The following is a 16,849-nucleotide window of genomic DNA, read 5'->3' as shown; positions in this document are numbered from 1 at the left end:
GTGACGGAGCAGGTCGACCTGGAGGCGGGCACCTACGAGGTGCTGCGGAACCGCCTCGGCGCCCAGGCCAGGGCGCTGGCCGCGGCCGCCGAGGCGGTCAACGCGGCGCGGCTGGAGGTGTTCGGCGGGGCGGAGCTACGGCTGCTGGGCACCGAGCGGATCCGCACCGAGAACAACTGCGTCCCCAGGGACATCGTGTCCCTGGGTGAGGTGATGCTGTTCGGCTACAACGTCTTCATCGGGCTCAAGCCGGAGACGTCGGTGTCGGACGTGTTCGCGGTGCACCGCTTCGCCCGGGAGGGCGACGGGTTCCGGTTCGAGCAGGGCAAGCTGGAGGCGCTGGACGACCCGGCGTTCAGGAAGGACTTCGCCGAGCTCTACCGCTACTACAAGGAGACCCGGCTGAAGCAGCTCCGGCGGGTCGAGGGCAAGCTGCTGGCGGTGTTCAGGACCGGGCCGGCCGACATCCGGGTGCTGCGCTGGGCAGTCAGCCCCACCGGAGTCACGAAATATCTGGACAACAGGGGGGAGCGCGACCACGTCTTCCCGCCGTCCCACGACTTCGAGTGGACCCCGGCCACCCGCGACGACCACGTGCTCGGCCGGCACCCGCACATCGACATCCAGGGCGAGGTGTTCGTCGAGACGCTCGGCGGCGACCTCACCATCAAGATCGAGAACAACACGGAGACCGGCGAGGGCATCTACGCCGAGCCGGTCGCCGAGCCGCTGCAGAGCCTGGCGGACGCCGACGTCGAGCACGCCCGCGTCGGCCCGCTCATCCTCATGCGGATCAGGCCGTACAAGGAGGACGCCTGGCGGCACCTGGTCTTCAACACCCGCACCAAGGCCGTGACCAGGCTCGACGGCATCGGCCAGGCCTGCCAGCGGCTGCCCGAGGACCAGGGCCTGATCTTCCCGGGCGGCTACTACCTGACCACCGGCGCCAGCAAGACGTTCGACACCGACGTGGCGGACCTGGAGTTCGAGCGGGTCGTGCGCGCGCCCAACGGCGAGGACGCGCTCTACGTCTTCCACGCCAGGGACGACGGCCGCTCGCTGCTGCTGCCGTACAACGTGATCAGGAAGGAGGTGGCCAACCCCATCGTCTGCCACGGGTACTCGCTGTTCGACGACGGCACGATGGTGGTCTTCCGCGCCACCTCCGAGGAGCCGACGCGGGTGCACCCGATGCAGGTGTGGCAGACGCCGTACGTCTCCGACACCTTCGCGGCCGCGCAGCCCGCCGGCACCGGCCCGCTGGAGCGGATCGGCAACGCCGAGCTGGTCCGGGGCATCTCCGACTGCCTGTCGGTCACCCGCATGGTGGAGGAGATGGCGCCGTCGGCCGCCACGTTCGAGGCGCTGATCGCCGCCTGCACGCGCTCCTTCGACAGCTACCACTGGCTGGCCGAGCACGGCCTGAGCGAGCCGCTCGCCGACGTCCGTGCCACCGCCGAGCAGGTGCTCGACGAGTACGAGCACGTCGAGCAGCTCACCGCCCAGGCCGCCGCCACGCTCGCCGAGGCCGACGAGGAGGTCACCCAGCTCGTCAGGCGGGCCGGGGCGGACGCGCCCGGCACCGCCGACGGGTGGGTGAGCCTGCTGGCCACGCTCCGCCGGGCCCAGGGCCACCTGGTGACGCTCCGCGAGGTGCGCTACATCGACACCGGCCGGCTGGACGAGCTGGCCGGGACCTTGGCCGGCGAGCTGGACGAGGCGGGCAGGCGGGCCGTGGCCTTCTTGGAAGGGGAGGACGCGTTCACCGGCTACCACGCGGCCGTCGAGGCGCTGGCCGCCGACGCGGCGGCGATCGCGACCGCCGCCGAGGCCGAGCCCGTCGCCGGCCGGCTCGCCGAGCAGTCCGAGGGCCTGGAAGTGGTGACCGAGGTGGTCGGCTCCCTCGACATCGCCGACGCCACCGTGCGCACCGCCATCCTGGGCCGCATCGCCGAGGTGCTCGGCGGGGTCAACCGGGCGCGGGCGGTGCTCGACGGCCGCCGCCGCGAGCTGCTGAGCAGTGAGGGCAGGGCCGCGTTCGCCGCCGAGTTCGCGCTGCTCGGCCAGGCCATCACCGGCGCGCTGGCGATGGCCGACACCCCCGACAGGTGCGACGAGCAGCTCGGCCGGCTCATGCTGCAGATCGAGAACCTGGAGTCGCGCTTCGGCGAGATCGACGACTTCGCCGAGCAGCTCGGCGGCAAGCGCGACGACGTGTACGAGGCGTTCTCGTCGCGCAAGCAGGCCCAGCTCGACGCCCTCGCCCGGCGCGCGGACCGGCTGTTCGCCTCCGCCGACCGCATCCTGGCCAGCGTCACCCGCAGGATCGCCACGCTCGGCTCCCCCGACGAGATCAACACGTACTTCGCCACCGACCAGATGGTGACCAAGCTCCGCTCGGTGGCGGCCGAGCTGCGCGAGCTCGGCGACTCCGTACGGGCCGAGGAGCTGGACGGGCGGGTCAAGGCGGCGCAGCAGGAGGCCGGGCGGGCGCTGCGCGACCGGCTCGACCTGTTCGCGGACGGCGGCGAGACGATCAGGCTGGGCCGTCACCGGTTCGCGGTGAACACCCAGCCCGTCGACCTCACGCTGGTGCCTCATGACCAGGAGATGCAGCTGGCCATCACCGGCACCGACTTCCGGTCGCCGGCGCCGGCCTCGTTCGCCGACACCCGGCCCTTCTGGGAGCAGCTGCTGGTGTCGGAGACGCCCGAGGTCTACCGGGCCGAGTACCTGGCGGCCTCGCTGCTCGACCGGGTCACGCCGGGCGACGACCTGGACCGCCTGGTCCGGGAGGCCGCCGCGGCCCGCTACGACGAGGGCTACGAGCGGGGCGTGCACGACCACGACGCCGCCGCGATCCTCGGCGCGCTGATCCGGCTGCGCGACGGCGCGGGCCTGCTGCGGTACCCGCCCGAGGCGCGGGCCGCGGCCCAGCTCTTCTGGGCGCACGGCGTGGACGAGGTTTCACGTAAAACATTGGCCACCAGGGCCGTGTCGCTGGTGCGGGCCCGCGAGGTGTTCGGCCCCGGGCCCGCGCTCGCCACGCTCTCCGCCGAGCTGGGCGCGCTGATCGCCGCCTTCCTGGCGACGGCCGGCCTGCCCGACACCGACGCCGCGCTCGCCGGTGAGTATCTGGTGGAGGAGCTGGCCGGCAAGCCTGCCGGGTTCGTCACCGGCAAGGCGGCCCGCGACCTGCTGGAGGGGTTCCACCACACGCTCGGGCCGGTCAGGACACGCGAGTTCGAGTCCGATCTCAAGGCGGTCGCCCTGCCGGAGCAGGTGCAGCTCGCCCGTGCCTGGCTCGGCGCGTACGCGCAGGGGCCCGAGCTGGCCGAAGCCGTCGCCGTGCAGCTGTGCGACCTGCCCAGGCACGACTCCGGCGCCACCGTCACCGCCACCGTGGAGAACCTGCTCGGCTCGCACCCGCGGATCGCCGGCAGGAAGCTGGAGATCCGGCTGGACGAGCTGCTGGCCAGGACCAGGCGGTTCGCGGCCGAGCGGGTGCCGGGCTTTCGCGCGTACCAGAAGCGGCGCACCGAGCTGGTCGCCGCCGAGCGGGAGCGGCTGCGGCTGGAGGAGTACAAGCCCAAGGTGATGAGCGCGTTCGTGCGCAACCGGCTGCTCGACGAGGTGTACCTGCCGCTGATCGGCGACAACCTGGCCAAGCAGCTCGGCTCGACGGGCGAGGGCAAGCGCACCGACCAGATGGGCCTGCTGCTGCTCATCTCGCCGCCCGGCTACGGCAAGACGACGCTGATGGAGTACGTGGCCAGCCGGCTCGGGCTGCTGTTCGTCAAGGTGAACGGGCCCGCGCTGGGGCACGACGTGACCTCGCTGGACCCGGCCGAGGCGCCCAACGCGACCGCCAGGCAGGAGGTGGAGAAGATCTCGTTCGCGCTGGAGGCGGGCAACAACACGCTGCTGTACCTGGACGACATCCAGCACACCTCGCCCGAGCTGCTGCAGAAGTTCATCTCGCTCTGTGACGCGCAGCGGCGCATCGAGGGCGTCTGGAACGGCCGCACCCGCACCTACGACCTGCGCGGCAAGCGGTTCGCCGTGTGCATGGCCGGCAACCCGTACACCGAGTCGGGGCAGCGTTTCCGGATCCCGGACATGCTCGCCAACCGGGCCGACGTGTGGAACCTGGGCGACGTGCTGTCGGGCCGGGACGACCTGTTCGCGCTCAGCTACGTCGACAACGCGCTCACGTCCAACCCGGTGCTCGCGCCGCTGTCGGCCCGCGACCGGTCGGACGTGGAGCTGCTGGTGCGACTGGCCAGGGGCGACGCCTCGGTACGGCCCGACCAGCTGAAGCACCCGTACACCAAGCCCGAGCTGGACCAGCTGCTCAGCGTGCTGCGCAAGCTGGTGCGGGTGCAGGAGGTGGTGCTGGCCAACAACCGGGCCTACATCGCCTCCGCCGCCCAGGCCGACTCCTCGCGCACCGAGCCGCCGTACCGGCTGCAGGGCTCGTACCGGAACATGAACAAGCTGGCCGAGCGGATCGTCCCGGCGATGAACGACGACGAGCTGGAGGCGCTCGTCGACGACCACTACCTGGGCGAGGCGCAGACGCTCACCGCGGACGCGGAGGCGAACCTGCTCAAGCTGGCGGAGCTGCGCGGCCGCCTCAGCCCGGAGCAGGCGGCCCGCTGGGCCGAGATCAAGGCCGCCTACCTGCGGGACAAGGCGCTGGGCGGCGACGCCGACGACCCGATGGGCCGGGCGGTCGGCGCGCTGGGCCTGCTGGCGGACCAGGTCCGTGACGTGGGCTCGGCGATCAGGAACCGCTGACGGGTCAGGTTTCCTGCCGGGTCAGGGCGGCGGTGGCGTCGCGCTGGATCGCCGTGGCCCGGCCGAGGAAGTCGAGGATGAGCTCCAGCTGCTCGTCGGTGTAGCGCTCGTACAGGCCGGCCAGGCCGGTCACCAGCGGCACGAACAGCTCGTCGAAACCGGCCAGCCGCTCCCAGTCGACCTCCACGATGACGCGGCGCCGGTCCTTGGGGTGGCGGGCCCGCCGCGCCAGCCCTTTGGCCTCCAGCCGGTCGATCAGGTTGCTGACGGTGGCGGGGGCCAGGCCGGTGTGCCGGCAGATCTCCCCCGCCGTCAGCGGACCGAGGCGTTGCAGCAGGTCGATGGTCTTCTCTTCGCTCATGCCGAGGCCCAGCCGCTCGCCCATGGCCGTGTGGTACATGACGGCGGCGTTGCTGTTCTCCCGCCCGGCCGTGGTCAGGGCGTCGAGCAATTTCTTTCGGCGATCCGAAACATCTCTGGCCATACGACCTCGCCTCGGCATATATTTCGTTCGGACGAACGAAAGGTTATCACGATGAAGGCTCTCATCACAGGGTGCGGGATCGGCGGCCCCGCCATCGCCATGGCGCTGCGCGAAGTGGGCATCGACGCCGAGATCCACGAGGCGTACGACGCCGGGGCCGAGGGCGTGGGCGCGTTCCTCAACGTCGCCTCCAACGGGATGGCCGCGCTGCGCGTGCTCGGGCTGCACCACGAGGTGGCGCGCGCCGGCATCCCCACCCCCGACATGGTCATGTGGAGCGGCACGGGCAAGCGCCTGGGCCGGGTGCCCAACGGGATGGCGCTGGACGACGGCACGGTGAGCCACACGATCCTGCGCTCGGACCTGTACCGGATCCTGCGGGACGCCGCCGCCGCACGGGGCGTCCCGATCGCCTACGGCAAGCGCATGGTCTCCTTCGACGACACCGGCTCCCAGGTGGTGGCCCGGTACGAGGACGGCACGAGCGCGACCGGCGACCTGCTGATCGCGGCCGACGGCGTGCACTCGCGCACCCGGCGGCTGCTCGACCCCGAGGCGCCCGAACCGCGCTACACCGGCCTGTACAACTGCGGCGGCATCATCAAGGACCCGAACATCACCGGCGAACCCGGCGTTTACCACATGATGTTCGGCAGGCGCGCCTTCTTCGGCTACACGGTGACCGGCGACGGCGAGACGTGGTGGTTCGCGAACCTGCCTCGCGCCCTCGGCGACGAGCCGGCGGACTGGCGGCCGGTGCTGGAGGAGGCGTTCGCGGACGACGCCGGCATCGCCGCCGGTCTGGTCCGGCGCGCCGATCTGGGCCAGGTGCTCCCCATCCACGACCTGCCGCCGGTGCCCGTGTGGCACCGCGGCAGGGTGGTGCTCACCGGCGACGCCGCGCACGCCACCTCGCCCAGTTCGGGGCAGGGCGCGTCGCAGGCCGTCGAGGACGCCGTGGTGCTCGCCCGCTGCCTGCGCGACGCCGCCGGCCACCGGGAGGCGTTCGGCCGGTACGAGAGCGAGCGGCGCGAGCGGGCCGAGCGGGTGGTCGCCTACGCCAGGAGGATCAGCGACAGCAAGGCCGCCGGGCCGGTCGGCCGCATCTTCAGGGACGCGCTGCTGCCGATCATCCTGAGGCGTCAGGCGAACCAGGAGTCACTCGCCTGGATGTACCGTCACCAGGTCAGCCTGTGACACCGACTCCGCGCTCGCGGGAAGCAGCGGCAGCCGCACGTCGGGGGTGGGGATGAGACCGCGGGCGTGCAGCACGCCCTTGATCACCGTCGGGTTCGGCTCGGCGAACAGCGCGGCCGACAGCCGGGCCAGCCGGTGCCCCAGCGCCCTGGCCCTGGTCACGTCGCCCGCATGCCAGGCCGTGACCAGCTCCGCGAAGGCGTCCGTGGCCAGGTGCGCGGAGGCCAGGATGCCGCCGGACGCGCCGAGGGCGAGCAGCGGCGAGATGAACGCGTCGTCCCCGCCCAGCACGTCGAACCCGTCCGGCAGGTCCCCGAGCAGGTCCACCGCGTCCTGGTCGACGCCCCCCGCCGCGTACTTGACGGCGGCCACGCGCGGATGGGCGCCGAGCCGCCGCAGGGTCGCCGCGCTCACGGCCTGCCCGGTCCGGTAGGGGATGTGGTAGATGACCAGCGGCACCGGCGTCTCCTCGGCCAGCGCCTCGAAGTGCGCGATCACCCCGCGCTCCGACGGCCGCAGGAAGTACGGCACGGTGACGAGCGCCGCGTCCACCCCGCCGGGCAGCTCCTTCAGCGCCTGTCCGACCGAGCGGGTGTCGTTGCCGGCGACCCCGACGGTCAGCGGCACGCCGCGCTCCCGGCAGGCGGCCGCGCAGGTCTCGATCACCCGGCTCCGCTCGTCCGGCGTCAGGGCCGCGACCTCTCCCGTCGTGCCCAGCGCGACCAGCCCCGAGGCGCCCTGGCCGAGCACGTGGTCGGCCAGCTTGCCGAGCGCGTCGAACGCCACCTCGCCGTCCGGTCCGTACGGAGTGATCAGCGGTACATGGATGCCTGTCAACATGTCTCCAGCCTGGCCCGGAAGGACACGTAAGGTCCAGCGACGTTTTCTAAGCTGCATCGTAAGATGAGCTGATGCTCGACCCTCGCAAGCTCCACCTCCTGCGCGAACTGTCCCGGCGCGGCACCATCGCGGCCGTCGCCGAGGCCGCCGCTTTCACCCCGTCGGCGGTCTCCCAGCAACTCAGCGCGCTGGAGCGGGAGGCGGGCGTGCCGCTGCTCCAACGCACCGGCCGCACTGTGGCGCTCACCCCGGCGGGCCGCCTGCTCGTCGAGCACGCCCAGGCGGTGCTCGAACAGCTCGAACGCGCCTCCGCCGCCCTGGCCGCCGTCCGGGGCGGACCGTCCGGCCCGCTGCGCGTCGGCGCGTTCCCCACCGCGGCCCGCGTCCTGCTGCCGCCCGCGCTCGCCACGCTCGCCGCCGCCCACCCAGGGCTGGTGCCGATGATCTCCGAGATCGACCCCGCCGACGTCTCCGCCGCCCTGCGCGCCGGGGAGCTCGACGTCGCGCTCGTGCACGAGTACGACTTCGTGCCGCCGGTCACCGACGACGCCCTGGAGACCGAGCCGCTCTTCGCCGAGCCCATGTACCTCACCGACCGGCCCGCCATCGCCGCGGCCGCCGGCGACCCGTGGATCGCCGGCACGCCCGGCACCCTGTGCCACACGATGACGATCAGGGCCTGCCAGGCGGCCGGGTTCGAGCCGGACGTGCGCCACCACATCGACGACTTCGACACCGTGCTGTCGTTCGCGGCGGCCGGGCAGGGCGTGGCGCTGGTGCCCCGCCTCGCGGCCCTCTCCCCGCCGTCCGGGGTGCGGCTCACCCCGCTCCCCCTGCACCGCCGCACGCTGGCGGCCTTCAGACGCGGGTACGGAGAGCATCCGGCGATCCAGGCGGCCATCGCCGCCTTCCACGAGGCCCTCGCCGGCCTCAGTCTCTGAGTACGGCGTCCAGCACGGCCGCGGTGCCGGGCCGGTCGAAGACGTCGTAGTCGCCGGCCGTGACCGCCACCACCAGGTCCCGCGACGGGATCACGAGCAGCCGCTGGCCCCCGTTTCCTGAGGCGCTCACGGCCGGCGTCGCGCCCGTCTCCACGTACCAGTGATAGCCGTAGTGGCGGTCCCCGTCGATCGGCACCCGCGGCCGGAGCGCCTCCCGGAGCCAGCCCTCCGGCACCACGCCGTCGCCCCCGCGCAGCACCATCACGCCGATCGCCGCCAGGTCACGGGGCGTCAGGCGCAGCCCCGCCGCCGCCAGCGGCACCCCGTCCGCCCCCTTCGTCCACTCGAACGCGCCGATGCCCAGCGGCTCGAACAACACCTGCCTCGCGTACTCGTCCAGCGGCCTGCCGGTGCCCCGGGCGATGATCCCGCCCAGCAGCGCCGTCGCCCCGCCGCAGTAGGACCACCGTGTGCCCGGCTCCTCGACGATCGGGCGCTCCAGGACGTAGCGGTAGCGGTCGGGGGCCTCCTCCATCGCGATCTCGCTGTTCGCGGCGCTCGTGTACGGCACGCTCTCGTCCCATTCGAGGCCGAGGGTCATGGTGAGCGCGTGCTCGACGGTGAGAGCAGCCCTGGCCGGGTCGTCCGCCAGGTCCCGATGCGCGGGGAACTGGTCGAGGAGCCGCTCGCCCGGATCCGGCACCAGGCCGCTCTCCAGCGCGATCCCGTACAGCAGCGCCACCACGCTCTTGGTGATGGACCGCACGTCGTGCGGCGTGCCGGCGTCGAACGTGACGTGCCCCAGCGGTCGCCCAGCCGGAAGTCCTGCCCCGCGCCGTACCGCTCCAGCACCTGCTCGCCGCGCTGGACCACCACGATCCCGTGCAGACCGGGCGCCTCCCCGGCGTTCAGTACGGCGTCCAGCCGATCCACCATGCCCGTCATGGCCTCCATCCTGGTCTAATTCCTGACACCGTGTCAGGCTCGATCGCGTGGGTAGCTGGAGAACGCGCGCGGGCGCCAGCACCCAGGGCAGGTGACATGCACAAGACAGACCCCTTTCCCTTCGAACTTTCGGTGACGGTCAGCGAACGGACCCCGGCGGCCATCGAAGCGGCCGCCTATCCCCTGGCGGAACGGTTCTTCGGCAGCGACGCGGAGGTCCACGTCGTCAGCGCCAAGGTCCAACCGGACCCGGACCACCACGACCGCTTCACAGCCACCGTCGTCTTCCGCCGAACCATCACCTAGCGGCGTCCCGTACGCCCTGGGCCGCGGTGCGGTAGAACGCTCACGTACTGTTCGGCAGAACGCCCACAGGAGTACCGGCAGAACGACCACGCACTACTGATGACCTGCACGGCCACCGACGTCTTCGACCAACTGAACGCCTGACGCTGCCCGTACCAAAGGGCTCGCCCAACCAGGCGCTCCGCGCCCCTCGCAAGCTCGGCGTGCTTCCCGGGCCTCCGGCCCTCATTGTGCGGGGGCAAGCCCTCGCGCTGTTGTCCGGGGAAGACGGCGGCAGAGCGCTGTCACAGTCACCGGCAGAACGCTCACCAACCCATCGGCAGACCGACCACGTGACCTCCGGCAGAACGCTCACGCGCGTCGGAGTTGGTCACGATGGTCCAGTTGGATGGGACGCGTACCCCGAACGGCTCACGTGACTCGCGCGTCTTGCCCAATCACCCTCCGTAAGGCATGATGAGGACTGCCGCACCCCCTGGGGTGCGGAAGTGAGGCCGGGCCTCCCGATGGAATCGGGCGTCCGGCCTTTGCGTTTCCCGCTTCATCCGACGCATACCAGGCGTGTCTTCGGCGCGAGCATCTCATAGCAGCCTGTTCGGTCGTCCGGCCACCACGTCGTAGCGCCCACTACGGCGTCTGCCGCCCACAGAAGCGGCTCGCTGACGGATGGCTGCCGTCTGACCACCAAATCGTGGGGAAGGGTTCGCGCGCGACGCATACCCGTCAGGAGGCCCCGATCGAGGTGATCCTGTTCGGCGGAACGAGCTTCGATGACAACCTCGGAGCACCCCGCCAGGCTGACTTCGCCGAGAAGCCGTTCGAGACATCGGCGGCGCGCGCGTTCGGTGCGAACGGCGCGATCGTGGATGTAGATCGTGACGATTCCGTGGATGGGCATCTCTGTGAGCCGCTGGGCTATGGCGAACTGCCGCTTGACGGGCTCGTCACGCCAATGCAGGCGAGGGCTCTTGCCGACCCGGAGCGATTCAAGTGCGACACAGATGTCATCCTGGTCGACGGAATCGATGTCGTCGCCAGGGCGCCGGGGAAGACTCTCATCAACAGCTCACCGAACGCGCCAGTCCTCCTTGCGGGGCGGGTAGGCGAAGGTCTGGGTGTCGGCCCAGTCCTCGCCGACGTTGCGGTAGGCGTGATCAGCCTCGCCGGCCGGGTGCTCGCGGCCGATGTCGACCTCGTCACTGATCGACCAGACACCGTCCACCTGCTGCTCAACGGTGTAGTAGAACTCGTTGAAGCCCGATGAGGACACCGAGGTGTTGACGATGGTGAGCGAGCTCCGCCCGGCGGTCAGCTCCGGTGGCAGCTCGACGACCTGGTCCCGCCACTTGTAGGTGCTCTCGCCGAGCAGCGGCCGCCATTCCGCCGCCGGCCGGCCGTTCACCGTGATGGTGGCGTGCTGCAGGGCGACGCCCACGTCCAGGCGGCGGATCAGCCGTACGGCGGTGTGGGCGGGATCGACGGTCACGGTGAACCGGCTCCACCCGCCGCGGGGGAACGCGCGGCCGTCGTCGGTGACGAGGTGGCCGGGGTCCATGGTGCGGACGGGCAGGTCTTCGGGCACGCCGTGGCGGGACCTGACCGACAGGGCGATGACGGCGCCCGAGACCACGACCGCCACGAGTGCGGCGAGCAGGACGGCCCGCTGCCGGCTTCCTCCGGACCCGCGAACCGTCACCGCCACGGCGGTCCCCTGATCCGCGAGCGGCGCGCCGGCGGGAGGTTCGCGGTCCTCCCCGATGGCCATCCGGGTGATCCGCACCCGCTCCCACGCCCGTTCCCATGCCGGGATCTGCTGCTCGGGCACCCGGCAGGCCCGCAGGAACGCCAGCATCACCGCCTTCTTGGGGAAACGCCGCCCGGCCAGCATGTCGGCGCACGTCGCCCGGGGAAGCCGGGCCCCGCCCGCCCGGTCGGCCCGCGACTCCAGCTCGCGCAGCGACACGTCGGCCCTGGCGAACTGCTCGGCCAGCACCCTCACCAGCTCCGCGTGAGAGCCCACCCGTTCCAGCGCCTGATCGACAGACCGAAGATCTGGGCCCTCTTTGGGGTTCTCGTTCATCGTCGCGCAGAACCTTGCCCTCTCCCGACCAAGGGATGTCCACCAAGTGACTCCAAGTGTAAGAGCAATTACCGAGAGCGTCCGATGCCGACCGCCGGACGTCCCGGCGCGATCGAGTCCGGCCGAATCCGTCCGACGCGCTGTTGGACACCCCCGCCGCCCGGCTTACCTGAGTGCCGAGGCGCCGACCGGCGCCTGACACCACCACACCGGGGAGAACGACGTGACACTCCACACCGAGGAAGACAAGAAGGCGGCGCTGCGGGAGAACCCGGCCGTGACCGAGGTCCTGGCGCAGTTCGGCGACGGCGCCGAAGCCCTGCTGGACGAGCTGGCGGCCGGACTCAGCGCCGAGCAGATCGAGGCGATACCCCCGTCACCCGCCGTACCACGGGACGACGTGGCCATCGCGGCGCTGAACTGCTGGAAGGCCCGGGCCGTGTACGCGGTCTACCAGCTGTTCGGCATGGCGGTCTGCACCATCGTCGGCGGCTACACGGGCGGACTGGCCGCCATCGCGTGCCGCTTGATCAAGGCCGCCGCCGGCAAGGCGATCGACTGGAACCGCCTCTGCTGACGCACCGAGCCCCCGCCCGCACCCGCGCCACGCGGGCGGGGGCCGCGGCGCGATATTGCGGTGCGGACGAGCCGGGATCCGGCCAGACTCAAGCATCATGATGAAGCGCATCAATCCCGACGAACTACATAAGACCCCCGGCTACCACCATGTCACCATCGTGGAAGCCGGCCGAACGGCGTTCCTCGCGGGCCAGTGCCCGCTCGACCAGACCGGCGCCATTGTCGGCCCCGGAGACCTGGACGCCCAGATCGACCAGGTCGCGGCCAACGCCCTCGCCGCCCTCGCCGCGGCCGGCGCGCGGCCTGAGCACGTCGTACGATCCGTGATCTACGTGGTCAGCGGTGACAGCTCCGTGCTCGGCTCCGCCTGGCGGCGTCTCAACGACTCGGTGATCGCACCGGCCTTCACCACCGCCAGCACCCTCCTCGGCGTCGCCCAGCTCGGCTTCTCAGGGCAGCTCGTCGAGGTGGACCTCACGGCGGCGCTGCCCAACTGATCAAGACGGGGAGGCGGTGGAGAGCGGGGCGGCGATGTCTTCGAGGCCGCGCCGTTCCGCCTTCACCCCGAAGATCATCTCCACGATCCCCGCCAGGATCATGAGGATGGCCCCGATGGCGAAGGCCAGCGCCGTGTCCCCCGGCACCCCGCTCGACACCAGCTTGGCGAAGATGAGCGGCCCGGCGATGCCGCCCGCCGCCGTGCCGATGGCGAAGAAGAACGCGATGGCCATCGCCCTGGTCTCCATCGGGAAGATCTCGCTCACCGTCAGATAGGCCGAGCTGGCCCCCGCCGAGGCCACGAAGAGCACCGCCGACCAGCAGGCCGTGAGCGTCACAGCGGTCAGCATCCCCTCGTTGAACAGCCACGCGGTCCCCAGCAGCAGCACCCCCGACCCCACATAGGTCGCCGAGATCATCGGAACCCGGCCGACGGTGTCGAAGAGCCTGCCCAGCAGCAGCGGCCCGAGGAAGTTGCCGACCGCGATGACGGCGAAGTAGTAGCCGGTGTGCGTGTCGATCTCGTAGAACGTCGACAGGATCTGCGCGTACCCGAAGGTGATCGCGTTGTAGAGGAACGCCTGCCCGATGAAGAGCGACAGCCCCAGGACGGTCCGCGTGGGGTAGAGGGCGACCATGGTGTGCGCGATCCGGATGAACCCGATCGACTTGCGCGTGTGGATGGTGATGGCCTGCCGGGGTTCGGGCAGGGCGGCGCCGACCTCCTTCTCGACCTCGCGCTCAACCCCCTGGACGATCTTCTCCGCTTCGTCGCCGCGCCCGTGGATGAAGAGTCAGCGCGGGCTCTCCGGTACGTGCCTGCGCACGAGCAGGATGGCCAGCCCGAGCACCACGCCCAGCCCGAAGGCGACCCGCCAGCCGATGTTGACGGGCAGGTTGTTCAGCAGCGGCACGGTCAGCAGCGCGCCTCCGGCGGCGCCGAGCCAGTAGCTGCCGTTGATGAGGATGTCGATCCGGCCGCGGTGCCTGCTGGGGATGAGCTCGTCGATCGCGGAGTTGATGGCCGCGTACTCGCCCCCGATCCCGAACCCGGTCAGGAAGCGGAACAGGAAGAACCACCACACGCTGAACGAGAACGCGGTGGCCAGCGTGGCCGCCAGGTAGACGAGCAGCGTGATGATGAACAGTTTCTTCCTGCCGAACCTGTCGGTCAGCCATCCGAAGAACAGCGCACCCGAGCAGGCTCCGGCGACGTAGAGCGCGGCGGCGAGGCCGGCGACCTGTTCCTGGGAGATGTCCAGGCCGCTGCCGGGCTTGGCGAGCTGGGCGGACAGGTTGCCGACGATGGTGACTTCGAGCCCGTCGAGGATCCAGACGGTGCCGAGGCCGATGACGATCATCCAGTGCCAGCGGGACCAGGGCAGCCGGTCCAGGCGCGCCGGAACCTTGGTGGTGATCGTGCCGGTCTCGACATCGCTCATGAGCACCTCGGGTTACCCGGCGACCGGCGCTCAAACCTTCAGCGCCTCCACCATGCGGGTCCTCGCCCACGGCCCGCCGTACCAGTACCGCCGGCCCAGGTCGCGGCTGTGCACGTCGCGCGCGCCGAGCCCGCGCAGGACGGCCTCGTACGCGGGCACGTGCCTGACGTCCGCGACGAGCAGCAGCCCGCCGGGGCGCAGCACCCGGTACGCCTCGCGCAGGGCCTGCTCGCGCCCGGCGGCGCCGGGGACGCGGTGCAGGGCGAGCGCGGACACGACGACGTCGAACCGCTCGTCGCCGAACGGCAACTCGTGCAAATCGGCGGTGACCAGGTCGACGCGTTCCGAGACGCCTTCGGCCTCGGCGTTGGCCCTGGTGAGCGGCTCGCCGGTGGAGCGCCACGGGTCCACGCCGGTGGCCCGGCCTGACGACAGCCGCCGGGCGGCGAGCAGGAGCACGGCGCCGCGCCCGCAGCCGAGGTCCAGCACGTCCTCGCCGCCTTCGAGCCGGTCCAGCTCCTCGCCCCACACGGCGAACCTGCCGCGCCGGGTGGTGTAGAGGTGGCTGGCGGCGCTGGCGAGCGTGTAGACGGCACCGCTGGTGAAGACCACACCGGTGACGAGGATCCCGGTGACGAACGAGAAGGCGGCCAGCGCGACCAGCAGGACCGTCCCGAGTATGAGGCCGGTCAACGCCCAGGGTGCGTCCAAACCGTACTTTCCGCGTCCATCACCCACATGGACGTTATAACGCAAAGAATCTCTTGACCCCATGTTTGGTGTTTCGTGTCATCAGGTGAGGTCAATCGGCCGCAAAGCTCATTAGCGTTGGAGAGATCTGCGGACACCAGGGGGTTTGACCAGGCATGAGAGGTAGGAAGCGCGGCTTCGGACTCGGTTCCAGCCTCGGGCTGACCCTGGGGTCCGCTCTGTTGTGGGGCGTCGCTCATTTGGCGACGCAGCGGCATCGCACCGCATTCGTGCTCATGTCGGTGCAGATCGTACTGATCGCCGCGATCCTTACGGTGCTCACCGCGTTCAGCACCCAGTTGCTGTCGCTGGCCGTCCAGCCGGGGTGGATGACCGGGCTGGCGCTCATCCTGGCCGCCGTCGCGATCGCCTGGACGGCCGTGATCATCTGGTCGTACATGCTGGTACGGCCCGCCGCGTCGGGCATGCCGGGCCGCGCCCTGGCCGCCGGCCTGGCCGTCTCCCTGTGCGCGCTGGTGCTGGCCCCGACCGCGTACGCGGCGCGGATGGCGTACGTGTCGCGCGACCTGGTGCACCACCTGTTCGCCGGCAACATGGGCCCGGTCGTGGCCGACGACCCGTGGAGCGGCACGCAGCGGGTGAACTTCCTGCTCATCGGTGCCGACTCGGCGCCGAACCGGCCCGGGGTGCGCACCGACAGCATGACCGTGGCCAGCGTGGACACCGCGACCGGCGCGACCACGCTGCTCGGCCTGCCGCGCAACCTGGAGGAGGTGCCGATGCCCGCGGGCCCGGCCCGCGCCAGGTTCCCCTACGGCTTCACCGGCGACGGCCTGGACTCCCCCGGCCTGCTCAACGAGGTCTTCCAGTACGCCGAGAACCATCCGGAGGTGGTGCCGGGCGTGCCGGACGGGCAGCGCGGCCCGGCCCTGCTGAAGGAGACGGTCGGCGGCGTGCTGGGCATCCCGGTCCGCTACTACGCCATGGTCGACATGAAGGGCTTCGCCGAGATGATCGACGCCGTGGGCGGCGTGCGGATCACCGTCGAGGAGCCGATCGTGTACGGCAAGTACCGCGAGGGCCTGCTACCGGCGGGCACCCGCCGCCTGAGCGGCGAGGAGGCGCTCTGGTACGGCCGCTCCCGCACCGACAGCGACGACTACGTGCGCATGGGCCGCCAGAAGTGCCTGATCAACGCGGTGGCCAGGCAGGCCGACCCGGTCACGCTGCTCAACAGCTTCGACGGCCTGGCCACGGCCACCAAGCGGGCGATCTCCACGGACGTCCCGCAGGACCTGCTCCCCGCCCTGGTCGAGCTGGCGCAGAAGGTCCGCGACAACCCGATCAAGAGTCTCAACTTCGTCCCCCCGCTGATCAACACCGCCTACCCGGACTGGCGGTTCATCAGGCACAAGGTCAACGAGGCGCTCACCCCGGTGGCGCACACGCCCGCGCCCGCCGCCCAGGCGGCCCGCCCGACCGCGTCCCCCGAGGGCCCGGTGACCCTCGACAAGACCTGCGGCTGACGGTCAGGCCAGGGGCGCTCCCGGCGGCGCGCCCGCGCCGGCCGTCTTCGTCTCGCCCGCGGCCGCGCGCGGCACGGGGTAGGCGACGTGCATGCGCAGCAGGGAACGGTCGCCGGACCGTTCGACGACGACCTCGTCGCAGAGCCTGCGGATGATCCAGAGACCATAGCCCCGCGACGCCGCCGGAGGCGGGTCGGCGCCCTGCCGGTAGAGGTCGCCGGCCGTCAGCGTGCCCGCCGAGTCGGCCACGTCGATCCAGATGCCCCGGTCGTCGGCCCAGGCGTCCAGACTGCCGGATCCGCCGCCGTGTTCGAGCACGTTGTCGGCCGCCTCGTTGACGGCGATCACCAGGTCGTCCAGCCGCGAGCCGGACAGCCCCGCCGCGCTCGCGAAGGCGCGCACGTGCTCACGAAGCAGGCCAAGGTCAGCGGTGATGGGGCAGCTCAGCGCTGTCTCCTCGCCCATGCTCAACTCCCGGCATGATTCGGCCCGGCTGCTTG

At 71.3% G+C, this 16,849-nt stretch carries 13 protein-coding genes and 1 pseudogene; 7 read left to right on the top strand and 7 right to left on the bottom strand.

Annotated features, from left to right (window positions below):
- Entirely contained in the window at positions 1-4,800 is a 4,800-nt protein-coding gene (locus ACIBF7_RS05520) for a DNA repair ATPase (protein ID WP_397196513.1), read from the top strand.
- 4 nt (positions 4,801-4,804) lie between these two features.
- Here the strand turns inward: ACIBF7_RS05520 and ACIBF7_RS05515 are convergent, their stop codons facing one another.
- Entirely contained in the window at positions 4,805-5,251 is a 447-nt protein-coding gene (locus tag ACIBF7_RS05515) for a MarR family winged helix-turn-helix transcriptional regulator (RefSeq protein WP_271277293.1), read from the bottom strand.
- 84 nt (positions 5,252-5,335) lie between these two features.
- On the opposite strand from ACIBF7_RS05515, the gene ACIBF7_RS05510 reads away from it, so the two are divergent.
- On the top strand, positions 5,336-6,481 hold the full coding sequence (locus ACIBF7_RS05510; protein WP_397196512.1) for an FAD-dependent monooxygenase: 1,146 nt from the start codon (positions 5,336-5,338) through the stop codon (positions 6,479-6,481).
- Here ACIBF7_RS05510 and dapA read toward each other — a convergent pair.
- Positions 6,443-7,321: a 4-hydroxy-tetrahydrodipicolinate synthase gene (gene dapA, locus ACIBF7_RS05505; protein ID WP_397196511.1), complete on the bottom strand. Its 879-nt coding sequence runs from the start codon at positions 7,319-7,321 to the stop codon at positions 6,443-6,445. The two genes, ACIBF7_RS05510 and dapA, sit on opposite strands and share 39 nt — an antisense overlap.
- Positions 7,322-7,392: 71 nt before the next feature.
- On the opposite strand from dapA, the gene ACIBF7_RS05500 reads away from it, so the two are divergent.
- Positions 7,393-8,262: a LysR substrate-binding domain-containing protein gene (locus tag ACIBF7_RS05500; RefSeq protein WP_397196510.1), complete on the top strand. Its 870-nt coding sequence runs from the start codon at positions 7,393-7,395 to the stop codon at positions 8,260-8,262.
- Here ACIBF7_RS05500 and ACIBF7_RS05495 read toward each other — a convergent pair.
- Positions 8,252-9,028 (bottom strand): serine hydrolase domain-containing protein, encoded by a 777-nt coding sequence (locus ACIBF7_RS05495; protein ID WP_397196509.1) that lies wholly within the window; start codon positions 9,026-9,028, stop codon positions 8,252-8,254. The genes ACIBF7_RS05500 and ACIBF7_RS05495 overlap by 11 nt on opposite strands.
- A gap of 275 nt (positions 9,029-9,303) precedes the next feature.
- Here ACIBF7_RS05495 and ACIBF7_RS05490 point away from each other — a divergent pair, with 275 nt between their 5' ends.
- Positions 9,304-9,513, top strand: coding sequence for a hypothetical protein (locus ACIBF7_RS05490; RefSeq protein ID WP_148036027.1), 210 nt, complete (start codon positions 9,304-9,306; stop codon positions 9,511-9,513).
- A 1,066-nt stretch (positions 9,514-10,579) separates the two neighbouring features.
- Here the strand turns inward: ACIBF7_RS05490 and ACIBF7_RS05485 are convergent.
- Entirely contained in the window at positions 10,580-11,533 is a 954-nt protein-coding gene (locus tag ACIBF7_RS05485; RefSeq protein ID WP_397196508.1) for a hypothetical protein, read from the bottom strand.
- 283 nt (positions 11,534-11,816) lie between these two features.
- On the opposite strand from ACIBF7_RS05485, the gene ACIBF7_RS05480 reads away from it, so the two are divergent.
- Entirely contained in the window at positions 11,817-12,170 is a 354-nt protein-coding gene (locus ACIBF7_RS05480; RefSeq protein ID WP_148036025.1) for a hypothetical protein, read from the top strand.
- A gap of 97 nt (positions 12,171-12,267) precedes the next feature.
- Complete coding sequence (locus tag ACIBF7_RS05475; protein ID WP_219549882.1) at positions 12,268-12,669, top strand: RidA family protein; 402 nt, start codon at positions 12,268-12,270, stop codon at positions 12,667-12,669.
- On the opposite strand, the pseudogene ACIBF7_RS05470 reads toward ACIBF7_RS05475, so the two are convergent.
- Both ACIBF7_RS05470 and ACIBF7_RS05465 read right to left on the bottom strand, forming a co-directional pair.
- Positions 12,670-14,031, bottom strand: a pseudogene (locus ACIBF7_RS05470) (MFS transporter).
- 111 nt (positions 14,032-14,142) lie between these two features.
- Positions 14,143-14,823, bottom strand: coding sequence for a class I SAM-dependent methyltransferase (locus tag ACIBF7_RS05465; protein ID WP_397196507.1), 681 nt, complete (start codon positions 14,821-14,823; stop codon positions 14,143-14,145).
- Positions 14,824-15,098: 275 nt separating this feature from the next.
- Here ACIBF7_RS05465 and ACIBF7_RS05460 point away from each other — a divergent pair, with 275 nt between their 5' ends.
- Positions 15,099-16,349, top strand: coding sequence for an LCP family protein (locus ACIBF7_RS05460; RefSeq protein WP_397196506.1), 1,251 nt, complete (start codon positions 15,099-15,101; stop codon positions 16,347-16,349).
- A 3-nt stretch (positions 16,350-16,352) separates the two neighbouring features.
- Here ACIBF7_RS05460 and ACIBF7_RS05455 read toward each other — a convergent pair whose 3' ends face one another.
- A complete protein-coding gene (locus tag ACIBF7_RS05455) occupies positions 16,353-16,814 on the bottom strand; it encodes an ATP-binding protein (protein ID WP_397196505.1) in 462 nt (153 codons plus the stop codon).
- Positions 16,815-16,849 lie beyond the last annotated feature (35 nt).

Source organism: Nonomuraea sp. NPDC050478, from assembly GCF_044458265.1.
Lineage (GTDB): Bacteria > Actinomycetota > Actinomycetes > Streptosporangiales > Streptosporangiaceae > Nonomuraea > Nonomuraea ferruginea.
The sequence above is the reverse complement of the archived record's forward strand: the minus strand, read 5'-3'. Positions and strand labels throughout refer to the sequence as shown.

What these genes read in the sequence shown, in the direction of transcription:
- ACIBF7_RS05510 (WP_397196512.1), top strand. Translation starts at nt 5,336, where the DNA reads ATGAAGGCTCTCATCACAGGGTGCGGGATCGGCGGCCCCGCCATCGCC.
- dapA (WP_397196511.1), bottom strand. Translation starts at nt 7,321, where the DNA reads ATGTTGACAGGCATCCATGTACCGCTGATCACTCCGTACGGACCGGAC.
- ACIBF7_RS05500 (WP_397196510.1), top strand. Translation starts at nt 7,393, where the DNA reads ATGCTCGACCCTCGCAAGCTCCACCTCCTGCGCGAACTGTCCCGGCGC.
- ACIBF7_RS05490 (WP_148036027.1), top strand. Translation starts at nt 9,304, where the DNA reads ATGCACAAGACAGACCCCTTTCCCTTCGAACTTTCGGTGACGGTCAGC.
- ACIBF7_RS05475 (WP_219549882.1), top strand. Translation starts at nt 12,268, where the DNA reads ATGATGAAGCGCATCAATCCCGACGAACTACATAAGACCCCCGGCTAC.
- ACIBF7_RS05460 (WP_397196506.1), top strand. Translation starts at nt 15,099, where the DNA reads ATGTCGGTGCAGATCGTACTGATCGCCGCGATCCTTACGGTGCTCACC.
- ACIBF7_RS05455 (WP_397196505.1), bottom strand. Translation starts at nt 16,814, where the DNA reads ATGGGCGAGGAGACAGCGCTGAGCTGCCCCATCACCGCTGACCTTGGC.